Below are 21,508 nucleotides of genomic sequence, written 5' to 3'. Positions count from 1 at the left end.
CGTCTGGGGGAAGACCGTCAGCTCGCGCAAGAATCGCACTCGTCGATCGTCCCCGATGTCGAACGCACGTAATACGTCGTTTTCAGCCCCGACTTCCACGCCGTCAAATGCAAATCGAGCAGCTCTTTTGCCTTAATCGTGTTCACGACGTAGAAATTAAAGGAGATGGCTTGGTCGATATGGCGCTGGTGGGCGGCGTTTTGCTTGATGCTCCAGCGCTGGTCGATATGGTACGCCGATTTGTAATACCATGTCGTCTGTTCGTTTAAATCCGGCACCGTAACGGGAATCTTATAATCTTTCTTTTCCTCGGCGTACACTTTTAAGAAAATCGGGTCAATGCTCGCTGTACTGCCGGCGATGATCGACGTCGAGGCGTTCGGCGCCACCGCCATCACATAGCCGTTTCGCATCCCATAGCGGGCCACGTCTTGCTTCAGCCGATCCCAATCCAATTCACCGTGGCTTTCGTAGCCGCGCCGCTCAAAATAAGCGCCTGTCTGCCAATCCGATCCTGGAAACGCCGGGTAGCTCCCTTTCTCTTTGGCGAGCTCCATGCTCGCTTGAATCGCCAAATACGCGATCGTTTCATACAGCTCGTCGGCATAGCGGACCGCTTCGTCCGACTCCCAGCGAATGCCTTTTAACGCCAACAAATGATGCCAGCCAAAGGTTCCAAGCCCGACAGCGCGGTATTTTTCGTTCGTCAGGCCGGCTTGCAGCACAGGGATATTGTTTAAATCAATGACATTATCGAGCATCCGCATTTGAATCGGGATCAGCCGCGCCAAAACGCCGTCGGTCACCGCCCGCGCCAAGTTGATCGACGATAAGTTGCAGACGACAAAATCGCCTGGGATTTTCTCAATGATGATCGTCCCGTCTTTCACATATTGCCGCTTCGTCACTGTCGGGCTTTGGTTTTGCGCGATTTCCGTGCAAAGGTTGCTGCAGTAGATCATCCCGAGATGGCGGTTCGGGTTTTGCCGGTTCACTTCATCGCGGTAAAACATAAACGGCGTCCCCGACTCGAGCTGGCTGCGCATAATGCTTTTCATCACGTCGATCGCCGGCACTTTTTCTTTCGACAGCCTTGGTTCGTTGACGCATTGCCAATATTTCTCGCGGAAACTCCCGCGCCCTTTTTCCTCATCATAAAAATCTTCCAAGCTAAACCCCATCACCTTCCGCACTTCATGCGGATCAAACAAGTACCAGTCGCCGCGCTGTTCGACTTGCTCCATGAACAAATCAGGGATGCACACGCCGGTGAACAAATCATGCGTCCGCAGCCGTTCGTCGCCGTTGTTGAGCCGCGCATCGAGAAACGCAAAAATGTCTTTATGCCATACATCTAAATAGACGGAAATGGCTCCTTTTCGCTGTCCCAACTGATCGACGCTCACCGCTGTATTGTTCAACTGCTTCATCCACGGGATGACGCCGGAGGAGACCCCTTTGAATCCTTTGATGTCGCTGCCGCGCGACCGGATTTTGCCTAAATAGACGCCGATGCCGCCGCCCGATTTCGACAAATTGGCGATGTCGGTGTTGCTGTCATAAATTCCTTGCAAGCTGTCATCGACCGTATCGACAAAGCAGCTCGACAGCTGGCCGTACGACTTCCCAGCGTTGGCAAGCGTCGGCGTCGCCACGGTCATGTATAAGTTGCTTAACGCCCAATACGCTTCCTTCACGAGCGCAAGGCGCCGCTTTTGCGGTTCATTCGCCATGAGCGTCATGGCAATGACCAAAAACCGCTCCTGCGGCAATTCATACAACCGCCGCTCATAATCGCGCGCCAAATACCGGTCCGCGAGCGTGCGCAGCCCAATGTACGTAAACAGCTTGTCCTTCTCCGGATCAAGAAACGCACCGATGGCGTCGACTTCTTCTTTCGTATAACGTTCAAGCAAGAACGGACTGTACACCCCTTGTTCCGTCAGCGCAACAAGCAGCGAGTAGAAATCGCCATACCGCTCGCGTTCATCGTACCCGCGCTGCCGCGCCGCTTCACGGTACAATTGCCGCAAATACAGCCGGGCGCACACAAACGTCCAGTCCGGCTCCTCTTCATCAATGTAAGAAAGTCCTTCCAAAATAGCCGTTTGGTGCAGCTGTTCTACCGTGACGGACTCCTTTCGGCTAAGAAGCTGCCAAACACGCTCGACGTATTCATCAAGCGACAGACGGCCGAATCCAGCGGCGGCTTGCCCAATCAGCGACACAAACTCTTCACGTGAAAACGAAACCGACTTCCCTTGATCATCGAGGATGACCGTTTTCGTCAATGTGGTCATTCGTTTCTTCTCTCCTTCCATAAAAAAATCCGCTCGGGCAGGCGAGCGGATGAAACGACAGACGAAAAAAGGCAGACGAACCCTTTGTTCTTTTCCCCTATCGTTTCATCTTCTCACACCCCGAAGAACATGAAACGTTCCAAGCAAGGCAGGTCTCCTGACTCGTGCATCGTCCTACTTTGGGGCCTTCCCAGCGGCGCGCCGAACAGCTCTTGCCGCCAGTGGCCATCCCATTTCGTCCGCACATACAGTTGCGGGGGCAGTTCCGGATTCGCACCGGATTCCCTATTAAGTCCTGATGGACACCGTTGCTTGGCAGAACAATATGTAGTTGTAAAAAAAGACCTCAAAACCAATATATAGTAGTTTAGCATCCTGATGGAACAAGCATATACCAAAACCGGGAAAATTGCAAGAGCGGGAGAAAGCAAATTTTCTCTTTCGCTTCGCCAAAGGCAAGGAAACTGTCCGCACCATCGAAAAAGGCGTTCTAGGTGTCGCCCTTAGAACGCCCTGTCGTTTCCCTGCTACGCCTCCAAAACAGACGCTGGCCGCTCCTCGCTTTGTGCGGATGAAGCAAAATCGTACTTCTTTTCCACATACACTTGATGCCAAACCATAAACGCCAACACCGTCCACAGCTTGCGGCTGTGGTCCGCCTTGTGGCGGGCATGTTCATCCAGCAGCCGATAGAGCACGTCCTTATGGAACAGATGATCAGTTTCGCTTTCGTTGATGAGCTGTCTCGCCCAGTCATACATTTCGTTTTTCAGCCAGTGGCGAATCGGCACGGGGAACCCTAATTTTTTCCTGTTTAACACATGATCCGGCACGATGCCTTCGGCGGCTTTACGTAAAATATATTTCGTCGTACCGTTGGCTATCTTCATATCAGGGGCGATTTGCCTAGCAACCTCAAATACCTTTTTGTCTAAAAAGGGAACGCGCAGCTCAAGCGAATGGGCCATCGTCATTTTGTCCGCTTTGACTAAAATATCGCCCCTTAGCCATGTATGAAGATCAATATACTGCATCCGGTTGACGGGCGGGTCATGAAGCGTTTCGCGGTAAAACGGAGCCGTCACCGCCGTATATTCGCACCCTCCTCGGTACGTTTTGAGCAGCGCCGCTTTTTCCTTTTCGCTATAGATTTTGGCATTGCCGACATACCGCTCTTCAAGCGGCGTCGTGCCGCGCTCCAAAAAGCTTTTTCCTTTCATTCCGTCCGGAAGCAGCTTCGCGATCATCCGCAACACCGCTTTTACGATGTTTGGCATACGCACAAACAGCCGCAGCGACTCTGGTTCGCGGTAAATGTTGTAACCGCCGAACAGCTCGTCCGCCCCTTCGCCAGAAAGCACAACCGTGACATGCTTTCTCGCCTCACGAGCGACAAAATAAAGCGGCACCGCCGCAGGATCGGCAAGCGGATCGTCCATATGCCACATAATTTTCGGCAGCTCTTCCATATACTCCTGCGGTGAGATGACATAGCTAATGTTGTCTACCCCAAGCTTCTCTGCCGTTTCTTTTGCGACATCGATTTCACTGAACCCTTCCCGCTCAAATCCGACGGAAAAGGTCTTCAGGTGCGGATGGAATTGTTTCGCGATGGCGACGATGAACGATGAATCAATGCCTCCCGACAAAAACGCACCGACCGGCACATCGCTGCGCATATGGACGTTGACCGAATCAAACAGCGCATCGCGGATTTTCTTTACAAGCTCCTCTTCCGATTGGCGAATGGGGTCGAAGGATGCCTTCCAATAACGATGAATCGTGAGCGGTTTTCCGACTTGTTTCTTGAGATAATGCCCCGGCTCCAGCTTGTAAATGCCGGCCGACATCGTCAGCGGCTCAGGGACATATTGGAATGTTAAATAATGCTGCAGGGAATCGCCGTTTAGCGACTCCTGTCCCAGAGCGAGCAAGATGCTTTTCTTTTCCGAAGCGAAAAACGTGCAGTCTCCTTGCTCCGCATAAAAAAACGGCTTAATGCCGAACGGATCCCGCGCCGCAAACACCGTTTTCTCTTGCTTGTCCCAAATGACAAACGCAAACATCCCGCGCAGCTTTTCGACCGCTTTTTCTTTTTCCGCGCTGTAAAGGGCGACAATCACCTCGGTATCCGAATGCGTCGCAAACGAATATCCTTTCGCCGCCAGCTCTTCCCGCAATTCAAGATAGTTGTAAATTTCCCCGTTAAAAATGATCCAATATCGATCGTTTTCATAAGACAGCGGCTGATGTCCCGCCTCCAGATCGATGATGCTCAGCCGCCGAAAGCCAAAACTCACGTAGTCATCAAAAAAATACCCCTCATCGTCGGGGCCGCGATGGGTAATCAGGCGGTTCATCTCCACCAACGTTGTTTTCCATGTTTGCTCAATCGCTCTCGGGCGATCATGAATACAGCCAATAAAACCGCACATGGCGATGATTGTCCCTCCACTTTGCTAAGAAGAATTCAAAAACAACACCAAAAACCTTTTTGTTTAAAACTAAAATGACCCGTGGTGCTAGTTGAGCTTTATCGCTCAACTAGCCCAAGTGTAACCAGGGAATAAGCTAACAATATACCGTCTAGTGCCACTTCAAATCCGATAATCGAATTGGCTCGGATCCCCGTGATGCGATAGTGATCAACCAGAACCGAGAACACCGTCTCGATCACTTTGCGTTTTTGTTGGATCCACTGCTCCCATGTCTCAGACGCACGATGTTTCTGGTTTTTTCGAGACGGAGTCCAAAGCGCCATTTGGTATTCTTCGTACAGCCTTTTTTGCAAGTCACGGCTAATGAATCCTTTGTCCCCAAAGTTATACGGGTGGGGAATTTGGGTCATCACGCTTTCGGCTGCGATTCGATCGTGGCAAGATGCTTCCGTCACCACATACCCCATTGGCAGCCCTTGATCGGTCACTTGAAGGTGCAGCTTCAACCCGTAGTACCATTGCTTTTTGGAAGCGCAATACCCGATGTCGGCGATCTCTTGAAACCGTTTRACGCGATGCATTCTTGCCGTATGGCACAACGGGAGCGGCAAGCTGTCMACGACGGCATAGGCATGATGTTGACCGCGTTTTGCCAGCTCATGCCGGATCCATTTGATGGCGAAACCAAGCGCCCGGCAACGGCGGTTGTATCGGGAGCGTTCAAGAAACGAGCCGTTTGTGAACAAATTTCCCGTGACAAAACGATGCCATGCCCGTTCGGATGTAAAACCGAGCAGCTTTCCTAAAAGATGAATGGCGATGATGACAGCGTCCTCTTGCTTGACCAAATGGCGATTTCGACGATGAAGATGCACCTGAATGCATGAAAGTTGAGCAGAAACAAAAACGAAAATGGCGGCATATTGCTTTTGAATCTTGGCTCGATCTGTAGTAAAATGAAAGTGCTCTTGCATGGGGATTCTCCTTTCGAATGGCAGGTCGCACTTTCATTCTACAGGAGATCCGCCAGCAAGGGCTATTTTTATGCTTGCTCAAGTTTATCTAGCACCACGGGTTGTATTAAGATTGTGCACCCGCTTTACATGGAGTGGCGGGCATGATAGCCTTGTTTGGCGATGCTGATGTTGTAACATCTGGCTTCTCGGCAGTAGAATCATGCCCGCAGAGGCTCCATGTCAAGCGTCATCGCTCCCCACTCTTAAAGGGGCAGGAACTTAGTAAAAAATTAACTTTTTTGTGTCCAAAAATTTGACGTAAATCCATTTACACTATATGACTAGAACAGAAACTTTATATGATGTCAACTCCCGAACCAAATTTTTAACTTTTTATCCAAAAATATTTTTCATTTTTGTGAATATTTTATTTGCGATATTTTTCACAAGTTAAATGTATGCTACACTACATATGTACAGATCAAAAAGTCCCTTTTTGCCTAGAAGGAGGATTATAATCATGAAAGCTGCAGTTGTGGAACAATTTAAAAAGCCGTTACAAGTGAAAGAAGTGGAAAAACCTAAGATCTCATACGGGGAAGTATTAGTGCGCATCAAAGCGTGTGGGGTATGCCATACAGACTTGCATGCCGCACATGGCGACTGGCCTGTAAAGCCTAAACTGCCTCTCATTCCTGGCCATGAAGGCGTCGGTGTAATTGAAGAAGTAGGTCCTGGGGTAACACATTTAAAAGTTGGAGATCGCGTAGGTATCCCTTGGCTTTATTCGGCGTGCGGTCATTGTGACTATTGCTTAAGCGGACAAGAAACATTATGCGAACATCAACAAAACGCTGGCTATTCCGTCGATGGTGGTTATGCTGAATATTGCCGTGCTGCAGCCGATTATGTCGTAAAAATTCCTGATAACTTATCGTTTGAAGAAGCCGCTCCAATCTTTTGCGCTGGTGTAACAACATATAAAGCGCTCAAAGTAACAGGCGCAAAACCAGGTGAATGGGTAGCCATTTACGGTATCGGCGGACTTGGACATGTCGCAGTCCAATACGCAAAGGCGATGGGGTTAAACGTCGTTGCTGTCGATTTAGGTGATGAAAAACTTGAGCTTGCTAAACAACTTGGTGCAGATCTTGTCGTCAATCCGAAACATGATGATGCAGCACAATGGATAAAAGAAAAAGTGGGCGGTGTGCATGCGACTGTCGTCACAGCTGTTTCAAAAGCCGCGTTCGAATCAGCCTACAAATCCATTCGTCGCGGTGGTGCTTGCGTACTCGTCGGATTACCGCCGGAAGAAATACCTATTCCAATTTTCGATACAGTATTAAATGGAGTAAAAATTATTGGTTCTATCGTTGGTACGCGCAAAGACTTACAAGAGGCACTTCAGTTTGCAGCAGAAGGAAAAGTAAAAACAATTGTCGAAGTGCAACCGCTTGAAAACATTAACGACGTATTCGATCGTATGTTAAAAGGGCAAATTAACGGCCGCGTCGTGTTAAAAGTAGATTAAAAAGTAGATTAAAAAGAAGGCGTCTGAGGGCGCCTTCTTATTTTACTTCAACGGAAAATACTTGATGATCATGAAGCTCTTCCTTATTTACGTCCCACAAAACGTCCGATACGGTCGATCAGACGGCTCAGGAGGTATAGCATATTACCCGTGGTGCTAGATAAACTCAAACAAGCATAAAAATAGCCCTTGCATGAGGATCCCCTTAAAATGAAAGTGCAACCAACCATTAAAAAGGAGCTCCTTTTTTTTCCGCACCCGCCCGTCAGTCGATGCTGCACAGCTCGGGCGGGCAGCCTTCGCAGGCGATTTGGTCGCGCAAGTATTGCAGGTCGTGGACGCGGATTTTGCCTTTTTGCACGGAGATGACGCCTTTTTTCCGCAAATCGCCGAGCATGCGGTTGACGACTTCACGGGAGGTGCCGCAAAAGTTGGCGAGCTCTTGGTTCGTCAGCGGCACGTCGATCAAAATGCCGTCTTCTTTCATGACGCCGTAGCTGTTGCACAAACGGATGAGCGTTGAATAGAGCGCTCCTTTTTTGCCGTGTAAAATCAAGTCGCGGAATTTCGTCTGCGTTTTGCGGAAATGGAGGCTCATCCATTTCATCAACTCGATCGCCAGCGTCGGATTGTTGGCAAGTTCTTGTTCGAGCGTCTCGCGCTTAATGGCGGAAACGACGCCGTCTTCCAGCACTTTCGCCGTCAGCATGTAGCGGGCGCCAGGGCAAAACAGTGTCAGCTCGCCGATCAAATCGCCCTCGCTGCAAATGCGCAGCGCGAGCTCCTGTCCGTCCATGTCCATTTTGCTGATTTGGATTTTCCCCGATTGGATATAGTAAATATCGTCTGCTTTTTCCCCTTCTTGAAACAAGTACGTTCCCTTCTCAAGGCGAAGATCGCGCCCAAGCGGTGTAAGCCACTTCTGCCATTCACGAGATTCCATCTCGTTCATCCGATCACAACCTTACGTAAAATGTATCGCTATATAAAAGTTTACAGGAAAAAAGAGGGAAGTCAATATAAGGATAGTGGAAAGATTAAAAAACTTGTTGAACATCGGTGGAATCGTTTGTGAAAGTCTTTGCATCCCAAGAACATGAGGGCGATGGAGTCAAGGATGCACCTTGGCTGCCGGGACAAATCGGTATTCGTTTCCCATAGACGGAGGGAGGGGCAAGAAAAAAATCCTTGAAAATTATTAAATATACATTTGATTTTATTTTTATACAGTATTATAATGAGAACTACATGAGGCATACGGGTGAGGGGGAACATGATGAACGTAGCCATTATCGGGGCGACGGGGTACAGCGGCGCGGAGTTGTTCCGCTTGCTATACGGGCATCCGCATGTGAGCCGTTGCGACGTGTTCTCGTCGTCGCAGGACGGGGTTCATGTATCGGAAAGTTTCCCGCACGTCGGTTCGGTCGATGGTGCGGTGTTGCATAAACTTGAAATCGAGGCGCTTTCCCGTTACGATGCGGTCTTTTTCGCCACGCCGCCCGGGGTGTCCGGGGAGTGGGCGCCGGCGCTCGTGGATCGGGGAGTGAAAGTGATCGATTTATCGGGCGATTTCCGTTTGAAAGACGGAGCGGTGTACGAACAATGGTACGGGCGGCAGACGGCGCCGGCGGAATATTTGCAAAAGGCGGTGTACGGGCTGACCGAGTGGAATCGGGAGGCGGTGCGCGAGGCCGTGCTCCTATCCAACCCGGGCTGTTATCCGACGGCGACGCTGCTTGGCCTGGCGCCGCTTGTCAAAGAAGGATTGATTCAGGAAGATTCGATCATCGTTGACGCCAAGTCCGGCGTATCGGGCGCGGGGCGGAAAGCAGGGCTTGGGACGCATTTTTCCGAAGTGAACGAAAACGTGAAAATTTATAAAGTGAACGTCCATCAGCACATTCCGGAAATTGAGCAAACGCTGCAAACGTGGAATGAAGCGATGGAGCCAATTACGTTCAGCACCCATTTGATTCCGATGACACGGGGCATTATGGCGACGATCTATGCGAAGGCGAAACAATCGATTTCGCCAAACGATTTGGTAGATTTATATAAAACAAGTTATGAAGGTTCGTCGTTTGTCCGTGTTCGCAAGGTCGGGCAATTTCCAGCGACGAAAGAAGTGTACGGATCAAATTATTGCGACATCGGCCTCGCCTACGATGAGCGGACGGGACGGGTGACGGTCGTGTCGGTGATCGACAACTTGATGAAAGGCGCTGCCGGGCAGGCGGTGCAAAACTTCAACTTGATGATGGGGTGGGATGAGGCGGAGGGCCTCCGATCCTTGCCGATCTATCCGTGAGGGAAGGGGAACGAACAATGACAGCAACGAAACAAACGGCGCAAGTAACGGCGGTCGTCGATGGAACAGTGGTTACGCCGAAAGGATTTCAAGCGGCCGGGGTGAATGCCGGGCTGCGCTATTCGAAAAACGATTTAGGGGTTATTCTATGCGACGTGCCCGCTTCGGCGGCGGCGGTGTATACGCAAAGCCATTTTCAGGCGGCGCCGCTCAAAGTGACGCAGGCGAGCCTCGCTGTAGAACAAAAATTGCAGGCGGTCATCGTCAACAGTGCATGCGCGAACGCCTGCACTGGTGCGCAAGGGCTCAAGGACGCCTATGAAATGCGCGAGTTGTGCGCGAAACAGTTTGGCCTGGCGCTGCACCATGTGGCCGTCGCTTCAACGGGCGTGATCGGGGAATATTTGCCGATGGAAAAAATTCGCGCCGGCATCAAACAGCTTGTTCCAGGGGTGACGATGGCGGATGCGGAGGCGTTTCAAACGGCGATTTTAACGACTGATACGGTGATGAAGCGCGCTTGTTACCAAACAACGATCGACGGGAAAACGGTCACCGTCGGCGGAACGGCGAAAGGATCGGGGATGATCCATCCGAACATGGCGACGATGCTCGCATTCATCACGACGGATGCCAATGTTTCGTCGCCGGTGCTGCACGCGGCGCTGCGGTCGATTACGGACGTTTCGTTTAACCAAATTACGGTCGACGGCGATACGTCGACAAATGATATGGTCGTCGTGATGGCAAGCGGTCTTGCTGGAAATGATGAGTTGACGCCGGATCATCCGGACTGGGAACACTTTTACGAGGCGCTGCGGAAAACGTGCGAAGATTTGGCGAAGCAAATCGCCAAAGACGGCGAGGGGGCGACGAAGCTCATTGAAGTGCGCGTGCGCGGCGCGAAAACGGATGAGGAAGCGAAAAAAATCGCCAAGCAAATCGTTGGCTCCAACTTAGTGAAAACGGCCGTTTACGGCGCGGACGCCAACTGGGGGCGGATCATCGGCGCGATCGGCTATTCGGATGCCGAAGTGAACCCGGACAACGTCGATGTCGCCATCGGGACGATGGTGATGCTGAAAGGAAGCGAGCCGCAGCCGTTCTCGGAAGAAGAAGCGGCGGCGTATTTGCAACAAGAGACGGTCGTCATTGAGGTCGATTTGCATATAGGCGATGGTGTCGGCGTTGCGTGGGGCTGCGATTTGACATACGATTATGTGAAAATTAACGCCAGCTATCGGACGTAAGGAGAGAGAACGATGGGGAAAACGGTCGTCATCAAATGCGGCGGCAGCGTGCTTGATGAGCTGTCTCCCGCCTTTTTTGCCAGCGTGAACGCAATGCGAAAACAAGGGATGGAGGTCGTCATCGTCCACGGCGGCGGGCCGGAAATCGGACACATGTTAAAAAAATTGTCCGTGCCGAGCGAGTTTGTCAACGGCTTGCGGAAGACGACGAAAGACGTGCTCGCGGTTGTGGAAATGGTGCTCTCCGGCAAAGTGAACAAACAGCTTGTCGCGATGCTCAGGCAGCACGGTTTGCCCGCGGTCGGTGTTTCCGGCGTGGACGGGGGGCTGCTTGAAGCAGAACCGATCGACTTGGCCAAACTCGGCTATGTCGGCCGTGTGAAAACCGTTCGTTCCCAGCTGTTGCGCACGCTGCTTGCGGCGGGCTACATCCCGGTCATTTCCCCGCTTGGCATCGACCAAAACGGGCAAACGTACAACATTAACGCCGACACGGCCGCCGGGGCGGTCGCAGCGGCCATCGGCGCCAGCCAGCTCGTGTTTGTGACGAACGTGCCCGGCATTTTGCGAGACGGTGCGCTCGTGGCTGAGGCGACGGTGGAAATGATTGAACGACTGATCGAAGACGGCGTCATCACGGGCGGGATGATCCCGAAAGTGCAAGCGGCGCTCTCCGCCCTGTCCGATGCGTTGCCGGAAGTGATGATCGTCAGTGGCAAAACAACGTTTTATCAGAACGGAACATGGTATGGGACAACAATTCGAAAAGAAAACGAAGTGGGGGTCTACTCATCATGAGCGCGCTCTTTCCAACTTACAACCGTTGGAATATCGCCGTCCAGTCGGCCGAAGGGACGGTGGTGACCGATGTGAACGGAAAACAATATCTCGACTTTGTTTCCGGCATTGCCGTCTGCAATCTCGGCCATCGCCATCCGCATGTCCAAACGGGCATTGAACAACAGCTGAATCAATATTGGCACGTCTCGAACTTGTTTACGATCCCGATTCAAGAAGAGGTCGCCTCCTTGCTTGTCGCCCACAGCGCCGGCGATTATGTTTTTTTCTGCAACAGCGGGGCGGAAGCAAACGAGGCGGCGCTGAAGCTGGCGCGCAAACATACCGGGAGACACAAAGTCATTACGTTCCGCCAGTCGTTTCACGGCCGCACGTTCGCGACGATGGCCGCGACCGGGCAGGAGAAAGTGTATAGCGGTTTTGGTCCGCTGCTTCCGGAATTCATTCACTTGCCGTTGAATGATGTCGACGCGCTCAAGCAGGCGATGAGCGAAGAAGTGGCGGCAGTCATGCTTGAAGTCGTCCAAGGGGAAGGCGGCGTCCGCCCGGTTGACCCGGCGTTTTTGCAGACAGCGTCGGAGCTGTGTCAACAGCACGGGGCGCTTTTGATCATCGATGAGGTGCAAACTGGCATCGGCCGGACTGGGAAGCCGTTTGCGTACCAGCACTTTGATGTGGAGCCGGACATCATCACCGCAGCGAAAGGGCTTGGCAGCGGCATTCCGGTTGGGGCGATGATCGGCAAAGCGTTTTTGAAAGAATCGTTTGGACCTGGGGTGCACGGGTCGACGTTTGGCGGCAACCCGATCGCGATGGCTGCCGCCAAGGCGACGTTAGAAGTGGTGTTTGATCCGGCGTTTTTGCAAGATGTGCAGGAGAAAGGCCGCTATTTGCTTGCACTCCTCCATGACGCGCTCGCTTCGCTTGACATCGTCAAGGACGTGCGCGGACTCGGGCTGCTGGTCGGAATCGAGTGCCAAACGGACGTCGCACCGCTGTTGCCATTGATTCACGAAAACGGCTTGCTCGTCCTTTCGGCGGGGCCGAGCGTGATCCGCCTGTTGCCGCCGCTTGTCGTGACGAAAGCGGAAATCGATGAAGCGGTGGACATTTTGACAAACGTGTTGAACAACGCCAACGCCTCAGCCGTCTTGTAAACGGACGGCCGACGGCTTAATTTTTATTCTTGTCCATGCATAAAAATTCCTGAACGGTTATAAAAACTCAAACGATGAGGTGGCGCCAATGAAAGCGTATTTGCATGTGGCGAGCGGAAAAACGTTCAGCGGGGAGCTCGCTGCTCCGCTTGAAGAAAAGGTGAGCGGGGAGATCGTTTTTTTCACCGGCATGACCGGGTATCAAGAAGTGTTGACCGACCCGTCGTATAAAAACCAAATCATCGTTTTTACGTACCCGCTCATCGGCAATTACGGCATCAACGAAAACGATTTTGAAAGCAAGCGGCCGCACGTCGAAGCGGTCGTCGTCTACGAAGCGAGCCGAGAAGGGTTTCATTACGGGGCGAAATACAGTCTGGCGGAATACTTGCAGCATTGGAACATTCCGCTTCTCACGCACGTGGACACGCGCGCCTTTGTGAAAGAAATCCGCACCGCTGGAACGATGATGGCGGAATTAAGTTTGTCGCCGATTTCAGCCGTTGGAGGCGTGGAAGCAGTATTTCCCGTGCGCGCGGTGTCAACGAAAACGATCGAAACATACGGCGAAGGCGGCCCGCATTTGGTGCTCGTCGATTTCGGCTATAAAAAATCGATTTTGCAGTCGCTTCTTGCACGCGGCTGCCGGGTGACGGTTGTGCCGCATGATACGACGCCGGAAGCGATTGATGCGCTGAAACCGGACGGGCTTGTCCTCTCGAACGGCCCAGGCGATCCGAAACAGTTACGCCATCAGCTTCCCGCTATCCGTCAGCTGATCGACCGGTATCCGACGCTTGCGATTTGCCTTGGCCATCAGCTCGTTGCCTTGGCGTACGGGGCGGATACGGAAAAACTCCGCTTCGGGCATCGCGGCGCCAATCAACCGGTGTGGGACGCGGTGAAGCAAAACGTGATGATGACATCACAAAACCATAGTTATGTCGTCAAAGAAGGCAGTTTGGTGGGCAAACCGTTTGACATTCGTTTCATCAACGTCAACGACGGTTCGGTCGAGGGCATCGTCCATCGCCATAAACCGATTTTGTCCGTGCAATACCATCCGGAGGCGCATCCGGGGCCGCACGATACCGGCTATATTTTCGACGAATTTTTGCAAACCGTGTTCAAGGGAGAGAACGTCTATGCCTAAAGATTCTTCGCTCCAATCGATTCTCCTGATCGGGTCGGGGCCGATCGTCATCGGCCAGGCTGCTGAGTTTGATTATTCCGGCACACAGGCGTGCATCGCCTTAAAGGAAGAAGGATACCGCGTTATTTTAGTGAACAACAATCCGGCGACGATCATGACCGATGATGTCCATGCCGATGCCGTGTATTTTGAACCGCTCACCGTTGAGGCGGTCGAAGCGATTATTGCCAAAGAACGCCCGGACGGGCTACTCGCCACATTCGGGGGCCAGACAGGGCTCAACTTGGCGTTTCAGCTGCATGAAGCCGGCGTGCTTGAAAAGTATGGGGTGAGACTGCTCGGAACACCGATTGAAGCGATTAAGCGCGGGGAGGACCGCGAAGCGTTCCGCGCGTTGATGCACGAGCTTGGCGAACCGGTGCCGGAAAGCGAAATTGTTACAAGCGTCGAGGAAGCGGTCGCGTTCGCCGAACAAATCGGTTTTCCGATCATTATTCGTCCTGCGTATACGCTCGGCGGGACGGGCGGCGGCATTGCCGAAAACATGGAGCAGTTTCTCGCGCTCGTGGAAAAAGGATTGAACGAAAGCCCGATTCATCAATGTTTGATCGAACGGAGCGTCGCCGGATTTAAGGAAATTGAATATGAAGTGATGCGCGACCAATCGAATACGTGCATTACCGTTTGCAATATGGAAAACGTCGATCCAGTCGGCATCCACACGGGCGATTCGATCGTCGTCGCACCGTCGCAGACGTTGACCGATGAGGAGTACCAAATGCTCCGTTCGTCGGCGGTGAAGATCATTTCCGCATTAGGGATCATCGGCGGCTGCAACATTCAGTTCGCCCTTGACCCGAACAGCAAACAATATTACTTAATCGAAGTCAACCCGCGCGTCAGCCGCTCGTCAGCGCTCGCCTCGAAAGCGACCGGCTACCCAATCGCCCGCATTGCGGCGAAGCTGGCGGTCGGCTATACGCTCGCGGAACTCGTCAATCCGGTGACGAAAACGACGTACGCCAGCTTTGAACCGGCCTTGGATTATGTCGTCGTCAAGTTTCCGCGCTTGCCGTTTGACAAGTTTCCGCACGCGGATCGGAAGCTCGGCACGCAAATGAAGGCGACCGGGGAAGTGATGGCGATCGACCGTAACATGGAGCGGGCGTTTCAAAAAGCGGTGCAGTCGCTCGAAGGCAAAAACAACGGACTGTTGTTGCCGGAGCTTTCGGTGAAAACGAATGATGAGCTGAAACAGCTGCTTGTCGACAAAGACGACCGCCGCTTTTTCGCGATTTTGGAACTGCTCCGCCGCGGGGTGGCGGTTGAAGCCATTCACAAATGGACGAAAATCGACCGCTTTTTCCTTTGCTCGTTCGAGCGGCTTGTCGCCCTTGAAAAACAGGCAGCGGCTGCAACGTTGGATACGATTGAGGAGCAAACGTTCCGTTTCTTGAAAGAAAAAGGATGTAGCGACGCCTTTTTAGCTGAAACGTGGGACGTGACGGAGCTTGACGTGCGCAACAAGCGGAAGGAACTTGGCATCGTGCCGTCATACAAAATGGTCGACACGTGCGCGGCCGAATTTCATTCAGAAACGGATTATTACTACTCGACTTATTTCGGCGAAGACGAGCGAAAACAACCGAGCGGCAAAGAGAAAGTGCTGATCATTGGAGCCGGACCGATCCGCATCGGCCAAGGCATTGAGTTTGACTACAGCTCCGTTCATAGCGTGTTCGCCTTGCAAAAAGAGGGCTATGAAACGGTGATGATCAACAACAATCCGGAAACGGTGAGCACCGACTTTGCCGTCGCCGACCGTCTGTACTTTGAACCGCTGACGCTTGAGAGCGTCCTCGATGTTATCGAAGCGGAACAAATCAAGCATGTCATCGTTCAATTTGGCGGTCAGACGGCGATCAATTTGGTCAAAGGACTCGAAGAAGCAGGTGTGCCGCTGCTTAGCGTCACGTACGATATGATTGACCAGCTCGAGGATCGCGATCGTTTTTACCAGTTGCTTGAGGAGCTTGACATTCCGCACGTACCGGGCTTGGTGGCGAACAATGCCGAGGAGCTCGCCGCCAAAGCGGCTGAGATCGGCTGCCCGGTGCTGCTTCGTCCGTCGTATGTCATCGGGGGCCGCGGCATGTTTATCGTCCATAGCGAGGCGCAGCTCGCTGCTTTGATCGAGCAAGGCGAGTTGACCTATCCGATTTTGATTGATGCGTATTTGGACGGGAAAGAGGCAGAAGCGGACATCGTGACGGATGGAACAGACATCGTGCTGCCGGTCATCATTGAACACGTCGAAAAAGCCGGCGTCCACTCCGGTGACAGCTATGCTTGGCTGCCGGCGCAGACGCTCACAGGTGAAGAAAAAGCGAAAATCATCGACTATGCGGGCCGGATTGCGAAAAAACTCGGCTTTAAAGGAATTATGAACATTCAATATGTCATTGCGGACGGCAATGTATATGTTCTGGAAGTGAACCCGCGCGCGAGCCGGACGGTGCCGATCGTCAGCAAAACGACCGGCGTGCCATTGGCGCAAATTGCGACAAAGTTATTGCTTGGGAAATCACTTGTCGACATCGTTGACGAAAAAGCTCGCGCATTGGCGGTCATGCCGTACGCCGTGTTAAAGTATCCGGTCTTTTCGACCCATAAGCTGCCGGGGGTTGACCCGGTGGTTGGGCCAGAGATGAAATCGACCGGCGAAGGCATCAGCATCGCCGCAACGAAGGAGGAAGCGGCGTATAAAGCGTTTTATCCGTATTTGCAAAAGAAAGCGAACGCGAACGAGGTCTATGTCATTGGCAACATCGATGCCGAGCTGGAGGCGGAGATGACGGCAAAACAGCTGACCATCGTCGCTGATGTCCCGTTTGCCGATTGGGTGAAGCGCGACACGGCGCTCGCGGTGATCGACTTGGGCAAAGAGGAAGGCGAAGCGAACAAACGAATGACTGCGTTGTCCCGACAATTGCTCGTCTTCACGGAACGTGAGACATTGAAGCTCTTCTTGCAGGCGCTCGATGTCGATCATCTTGACGTGCAGCCGATCCATGGCTGGTTGGAAAAGAAAAAACAGGCAGAACAGGCGGTGATCGCATGAATGCAGTGATGTCATTAAAAGGGAGAGATTTTTTAACGCTTCTTGATTTCACGACAGAAGAAATTTTGGACTTGCTGGCGTTAGCAGCTGATTTAAAAGCGAAACAAAAAGCCGGTGTATCGTATACGCCGCTTTCCGGGAAAACAATGGCGATGATTTTTGAAAAGCCGTCAACGCGCACGCGCGTGTCGTTTGAAGTCGGCATGATTCAGCTTGGCGGCCAGGCGATGTATTTAAACGGAAACGATTTGCAGCTTGGCCGCGGCGAAACGATCGCCGATACGGCCCGCGTCTTGTCGCAATACGTCGATGTCATTATGATTCGCACATTTGCCCATCAAAAAGTCGAGGAGTTGGCCGAATATGCGTCCGTTCCGGTCATCAACGGCCTGACGGACGACGATCATCCGTGCCAGGCGTTGGCGGATTTGCTGACGATTTATGAAGTGAAGAAAACGTTCCAAGGCGTCAAGCTCGCCTATGTCGGCGACGGGAACAACGTCGCCAACGCCTTGCTTGTGGCCGCGGCGAAAGTCGGCATGGATGTCGCCATCGCCTGTCCACCGGGCTATGAGCCAAAGAAAGAATATGTCGAGGCGGCGCGCCAGATCGGCGAGAAAACCGGGGCAACCGTTGTGGTGACGCACGACCCGCTTGTGGCGGTGGCGGGGGCGGATGCGATTTATACGGATGTCTGGACGAGCATGGGCCAAGAAAGCGAAAGTGCTGAGCGGCTGCAAGTGTTTCAGCCGTATCAAGTCAACGAAGAGCTCGTCAAAGCGGCAAAACCGGATTATCTCTTTTTGCATTGTCTGCCGGCCCACCGCGGCGAAGAAGTGACGGCCGGCGTCATGGAAGGTCCGAACTCGGTCGTCTTTGAGCAGGCCGGCAACCGGCTTCATGCGCAAAAAGCGATTTTGTTGTCCGTTTTATAGCAAAGGGGGAATTCCCGTTTCGGGAGTTCCTTTTTCACTTTGAAAAGGATTTCGAGGGGAGAGCTCCTTTTCGTTGTGAACAGCTTGGCGTTCCGTTTGCGATCCTCCATCATTTTCCTTCTTATGAACAGCGATGAAACCGGGCATGATAACAAATGCAATCGAAGCAAGGGGGATGAAACAAATGGGCCAACCGCGCCATTTCAAACCAGGCGATAAAGCGCCGAACAACGGCGTGTATATTGAAATCGGCGAAACGGGAGACAATGTAAAGCACCCGAAAAAGCTGAAACTGAAAGCCGGCGATACGTTTCCAGAAACGTCGAACCATAACCGGCATTGGACGTATTTGCGCAAACCGTGAAGCAGAACAAAAGCCATTCCAAGCATGGAGTGGCTTTTCATTTGCCGTGCGCTTTGCGATCCGCTATAATGATTTATAGTCAAAGAAGGTCAAATGGAGGGGACGGCATGGACGTAAGCCGTTTGACAGAAAAACTGCAAGAGGCGCTCATGGCGGCGCAGTCGCTCGCCAAAGAGCGGCATCATCAACAGCTTGATGTTGAACATCTTCTGCTGGCGCTCCTCGAGCAAGAAGATGGCTTGGCGCCGCGGCTGTTTGCCCTTTGCGGCGCCGACCGCGCTCAGGCGATCCGCTGGCTGCAAGACCGGATTCGCCAAAAGCCGGAAGTGCACGGAGCGGGAGAGGGACAGATGTACGTTGCGCCTGCCTTGGCGCGGCTGCTTGAGGGGGCGGAAAACGAAGCGAAACGAATGCAAGATGAGTACATATCGGTCGAACATGTGCTGCTCGCGCTGTCTCATGGCGCCGAGCCGGTTGCCCAGCAACTGGCATCGTTTGGCTTGACAGAGCAAGCACTGGTAGAAGCCGTGAGAAAGGTAAGGGGGAATCAACGCGTGACGAGTCCACATCCGGAAGCAACCTATGAAGCGTTGACCAAATACGGGCGCGATCTTGTCGCCGAAGCGAAGGCGGGAAAAATCGACCCGGTCATCGGCCGCGACAGCGAAATTCGCCGCGTCATCCGCATTTTGTCGCGGAAGACGAAAAACAACCCGGTGCTGATCGGTGAGCCGGGCGTTGGGAAGACCGCTATTGTCGAGGGGCTCGCCCAGCGCATCGTGCGCAAAGACGTCCCGGACGGGTTGAAAGACAAAACGATTTTCGCTCTTGACATGAGCGCGCTCGTCGCCGGAGCGAAGTTTCGCGGTGAGTTTGAAGAGCGGCTGAGGGCTGTATTGAACGAAATTAAAAAAAGCGAGGGCCGCATCATCTTGTTTATCGACGAGCTGCACACGATCGTCGGCGCCGGCCGGGCCGAAGGGGCGATCGACGCCGGCAATATGTTAAAGCCAATGCTTGCCCGCGGCGAGTTGCGCTGCATCGGGGCGACGACGCTTGATGAGTACCGGCAATACATCGAAAAAGACCCGGCGCTCGAGCGCCGCTTCCAACAAGTGCTTGTCCAAGAGCCGAGTGTCGAGGACACGATTTCGATTTTGCGCGGATTGAAAGAACGGTATGAAGTGCACCATGGCGTGAAAATTCACGACCGGGCGCTCGTCGCGGCCGCCGTTTTGTCCGACCGTTACATCTCTGACCGCTTTTTGCCTGACAAAGCGATCGATTTGGTCGATGAAGCGTGCGCGACGATCCGGACGGAAATGGAATCGATGCCGTCGGAGTTGGACGAAGTGATGCGCCGCGTCATGCAGCTGGAAATTGAAGAGGCGGCCTTAAGCAAAGAAACGGATGAAGCGAGCCGCGATCGGCTTGCGGCATTGCAAAAAGAACTTGCCGATTTGCGTGAAAAGGCGAACGCCATGAAAGCGCAATGGCAAAAAGAAAAAGAGGCGCTTGACCGCGTCCGCCGTTTGCGCGAGGCGCTCGAGCGGGCAAAACGCGAACTGGAAGAGGCGGAAAACGAGTATGATTTAAACAAGGCGGCGGAGCTTCGCCATGGCCGCATTCCGCAGTTGGAAAAGCAACTCAAACAGCTCGAGCAAGAAATCAGTGAGCAAAGTGAAGGGAAATTGCTGCGCGAGGAAGTGACGGAAGAAGAGATTGCCGAAATCGTGTCACGCTGGACTGGCATTCCGCTCACCCGCCTCGTCGAGGGAGAGAGGGAAAAGCTGCTTCGCCTTCATGAATTGCTGCATAGACGGGTCATCGGTCAAGACGAAGCGGTCGAGCTTGTCGCCGACGCCATCTTGCGGGCGCGGGCCGGCATGAAAGACCCGAACCGCCCGATCGGATCGTTTTTGTTCCTTGGACCGACCGGCGTCGGCAAAACGGAACTGGCCAAAGCGCTCGCCGAGGCGCTGTTTGACAGTGAGGAGCAGCTCATCCGTCTTGACATGTCCGAGTATATGGAAAAACACGCCGTCTCCCGCTTGATCGGAGCGCCGCCCGGCTATGTCGGCTATGAGGAAGGCGGCCAGCTGACCGAGGCGGTGCGGCGCAAGCCGTATTCCGTTCTGTTGTTCGATGAAATCGAAAAAGCTCATCCGGACGTGTTCAACATCCTGTTGCAGCTGCTCGATGACGGACGGCTCACCGATTCGCAAGGGAGGACGGTCGACTTTAAAAACACGGTCGTCATTATGACATCGAACATCGGATCGCCGCTGTTGTTGGAAAACAAACAGGGCGACATCGATGAAGAAACGCGCAAACAAGTGTTTGACCAACTGCGCGCCCATTTCCGCCCAGAATTTTTAAACCGGATCGACGATATCGTCTTGTTTAAGCCATTGTCGATGAATGAAGTGAAAGGCATCGTCGAAAAGTTCGCCCGCGAGCTGTCGGCCCGTTTGGCCGATCGGCATATCGAACTCGTGCTGACCGAAGCGGCGAAGCAATACATCGCCGAAGCGGGCTTCGACCCAGTATACGGCGCCCGCCCGCTCAAACGGTTTATGCAAAAGCAAATCGAAACGCCGCTTGCGAAAGAGCTGATCGCTGGGCGGGTGAAAGATTACAGCACCGTCACGGTCGATGCCGAAAACGGCCGGCTTGTCATTCGCCCGTCAGCGTGAAACGAGTCGAAGAGGCGGGGGATAGCCGGGGGAAGAGACGCGCTTCTTGCTGGCAGCGTCAAACGTTTTTATGCCCCCATAAAGCCCATCTCATTGAGCATTGTGGGGCACGTGGCCGGCTGCAGAAAACACCAACCTACACCCATCAAGATGGAGTCCCTCCTCGACTTACGCCTATATACGTGTTGGAATGGGGCTTCTCGATGACAAAAACAACGCCTTGGGACTTTCACCCCAAGGCGTTGTCTTATGAAGCGAATGATCAATGATGGTGATCCCCAGCCGGCTCGTCCGGAATCAAAGCGGCGACGACAAGGACTAAAACGGTCACGATCACGCCGAGCAAGGCGCCGGTTGCGAAATCATAGCCGGTCCCTTGCATCGAGCCCATGACGTACGTCGCCATTTGCACAAGCAAAAACGTCCAAAAAAACGTCCAAAACAAGCGCATCTTTGTTCCTCCCGTCTTCTCGTCATTTCTTTTCTTATCTTATC

Annotated in this window: 15 protein-coding genes and 1 riboswitch; of the genes, 10 read left to right on the top strand and 5 right to left on the bottom strand. The window is 52.9% G+C overall.

The window, feature by feature from the left end; all coding sequences use genetic code 11:
* Positions 1-17: 17 nt before the first annotated feature.
* The 3 genes from AP057_RS03205 to AP057_RS03195 all read right to left on the bottom strand — a co-directional run bounded on the left by AP057_RS03205 (position 18) and on the right by AP057_RS03195 (position 5,712).
* Positions 18-2,300 (bottom strand): ribonucleoside-diphosphate reductase subunit alpha, encoded by a 2,283-nt coding sequence (locus tag AP057_RS03205; protein WP_055358045.1) that lies wholly within the window; start codon positions 2,298-2,300, stop codon positions 18-20.
* A gap of 129 nt (positions 2,301-2,429) precedes the next feature.
* Positions 2,430-2,625: riboswitch (cobalamin riboswitch) on the bottom strand.
* A gap of 202 nt (positions 2,626-2,827) precedes the next feature.
* Entirely contained in the window at positions 2,828-4,735 is a 1,908-nt protein-coding gene (gene asnB, locus AP057_RS03200) for an asparagine synthase (glutamine-hydrolyzing) (RefSeq protein ID WP_049625525.1), read from the bottom strand.
* Between the two features lie 98 nt (positions 4,736-4,833).
* Positions 4,834-5,712, bottom strand: coding sequence for an IS982 family transposase (locus AP057_RS03195; RefSeq protein WP_011230510.1), 879 nt, complete (start codon positions 5,710-5,712; stop codon positions 4,834-4,836).
* Between the two features lie 502 nt (positions 5,713-6,214).
* Here AP057_RS03195 and adhP point away from each other — a divergent pair.
* Positions 6,215-7,228 carry an alcohol dehydrogenase AdhP gene (gene adhP / locus AP057_RS03190; RefSeq protein ID WP_049626626.1) on the top strand — a complete coding sequence of 338 codons (1,014 nt, stop codon included), beginning with the start codon at positions 6,215-6,217 and terminating at the stop codon, positions 7,226-7,228.
* 265 nt (positions 7,229-7,493) lie between these two features.
* Here adhP and AP057_RS03185 read toward each other — a convergent pair whose 3' ends face one another.
* Positions 7,494-8,180, bottom strand: a complete 687-nt coding sequence (locus tag AP057_RS03185; protein WP_049626625.1) for a Crp/Fnr family transcriptional regulator — start codon at positions 8,178-8,180, stop codon at positions 7,494-7,496.
* Positions 8,181-8,504: 324 nt separating this feature from the next.
* Between AP057_RS03185 and argC the strand changes: the two genes are divergently transcribed.
* The 9 genes from argC (at position 8,505) to clpB (ending at position 21,013) form a co-directional block, all read left to right on the top strand.
* Positions 8,505-9,539: an N-acetyl-gamma-glutamyl-phosphate reductase gene (gene argC, locus AP057_RS03180; RefSeq protein ID WP_049624662.1), complete on the top strand. Its 1,035-nt coding sequence runs from the start codon at positions 8,505-8,507 to the stop codon at positions 9,537-9,539.
* Between the two features lie 17 nt (positions 9,540-9,556).
* Positions 9,557-10,789 (top strand): bifunctional ornithine acetyltransferase/N-acetylglutamate synthase, encoded by a 1,233-nt coding sequence (gene argJ / locus AP057_RS03175; RefSeq protein ID WP_055358044.1) that lies wholly within the window; start codon positions 9,557-9,559, stop codon positions 10,787-10,789.
* A 12-nt stretch (positions 10,790-10,801) separates the two neighbouring features.
* Complete coding sequence (gene argB, locus AP057_RS03170; protein ID WP_055358043.1) at positions 10,802-11,587, top strand: acetylglutamate kinase; 786 nt, start codon at positions 10,802-10,804, stop codon at positions 11,585-11,587.
* Positions 11,584-12,744, top strand: a complete 1,161-nt coding sequence (locus tag AP057_RS03165; protein WP_055358042.1) for an acetylornithine transaminase — start codon at positions 11,584-11,586, stop codon at positions 12,742-12,744. Before argB ends, AP057_RS03165 begins: the two co-directional genes overlap by 4 nt.
* Before the next feature lie 88 nt (positions 12,745-12,832).
* The gene (locus AP057_RS03160) at positions 12,833-13,897 is read left to right on the top strand and encodes a carbamoyl phosphate synthase small subunit (protein WP_055358041.1); all 1,065 of its coding nucleotides are present in this window, start codon (positions 12,833-12,835) and stop codon (positions 13,895-13,897) included.
* Positions 13,890-17,018, top strand: coding sequence for a carbamoyl phosphate synthase large subunit (locus tag AP057_RS03155; RefSeq protein ID WP_055358040.1), 3,129 nt, complete (start codon positions 13,890-13,892; stop codon positions 17,016-17,018). The genes AP057_RS03160 and AP057_RS03155 overlap by 8 nt, the downstream gene beginning before the upstream one ends.
* Positions 17,015-17,953, top strand: a complete 939-nt coding sequence (gene argF, locus AP057_RS03150) for an ornithine carbamoyltransferase (RefSeq protein ID WP_055358039.1) — start codon at positions 17,015-17,017, stop codon at positions 17,951-17,953. Before AP057_RS03155 ends, argF begins: the two co-directional genes overlap by 4 nt.
* A gap of 184 nt (positions 17,954-18,137) precedes the next feature.
* Positions 18,138-18,317 (top strand): YjzC family protein, encoded by a 180-nt coding sequence (locus AP057_RS03145; protein ID WP_011230299.1) that lies wholly within the window; start codon positions 18,138-18,140, stop codon positions 18,315-18,317.
* A gap of 107 nt (positions 18,318-18,424) precedes the next feature.
* Positions 18,425-21,013 (top strand): ATP-dependent chaperone ClpB, encoded by a 2,589-nt coding sequence (clpB, locus tag AP057_RS03140; RefSeq protein ID WP_049626103.1) that lies wholly within the window; start codon positions 18,425-18,427, stop codon positions 21,011-21,013.
* 262 nt (positions 21,014-21,275) lie between these two features.
* Here the strand turns inward: clpB and AP057_RS03135 are convergent, their stop codons facing one another.
* On the bottom strand, positions 21,276-21,464 hold the full coding sequence (locus AP057_RS03135; RefSeq protein ID WP_049624654.1) for a YjzD family protein: 189 nt from the start codon (positions 21,462-21,464) through the stop codon (positions 21,276-21,278).
* Between the last annotated feature and the right edge of the window lie 44 nt (positions 21,465-21,508).

The organism is Geobacillus sp. Sah69 (assembly GCF_001414205.1).
GTDB classification, from domain to species: Bacteria; Bacillota; Bacilli; order Bacillales; family Anoxybacillaceae; genus Geobacillus; species Geobacillus stearothermophilus.
The sequence above is the reverse complement of the archived record's forward strand: the minus strand, read 5'-3'. Positions and strand labels throughout refer to the sequence as shown.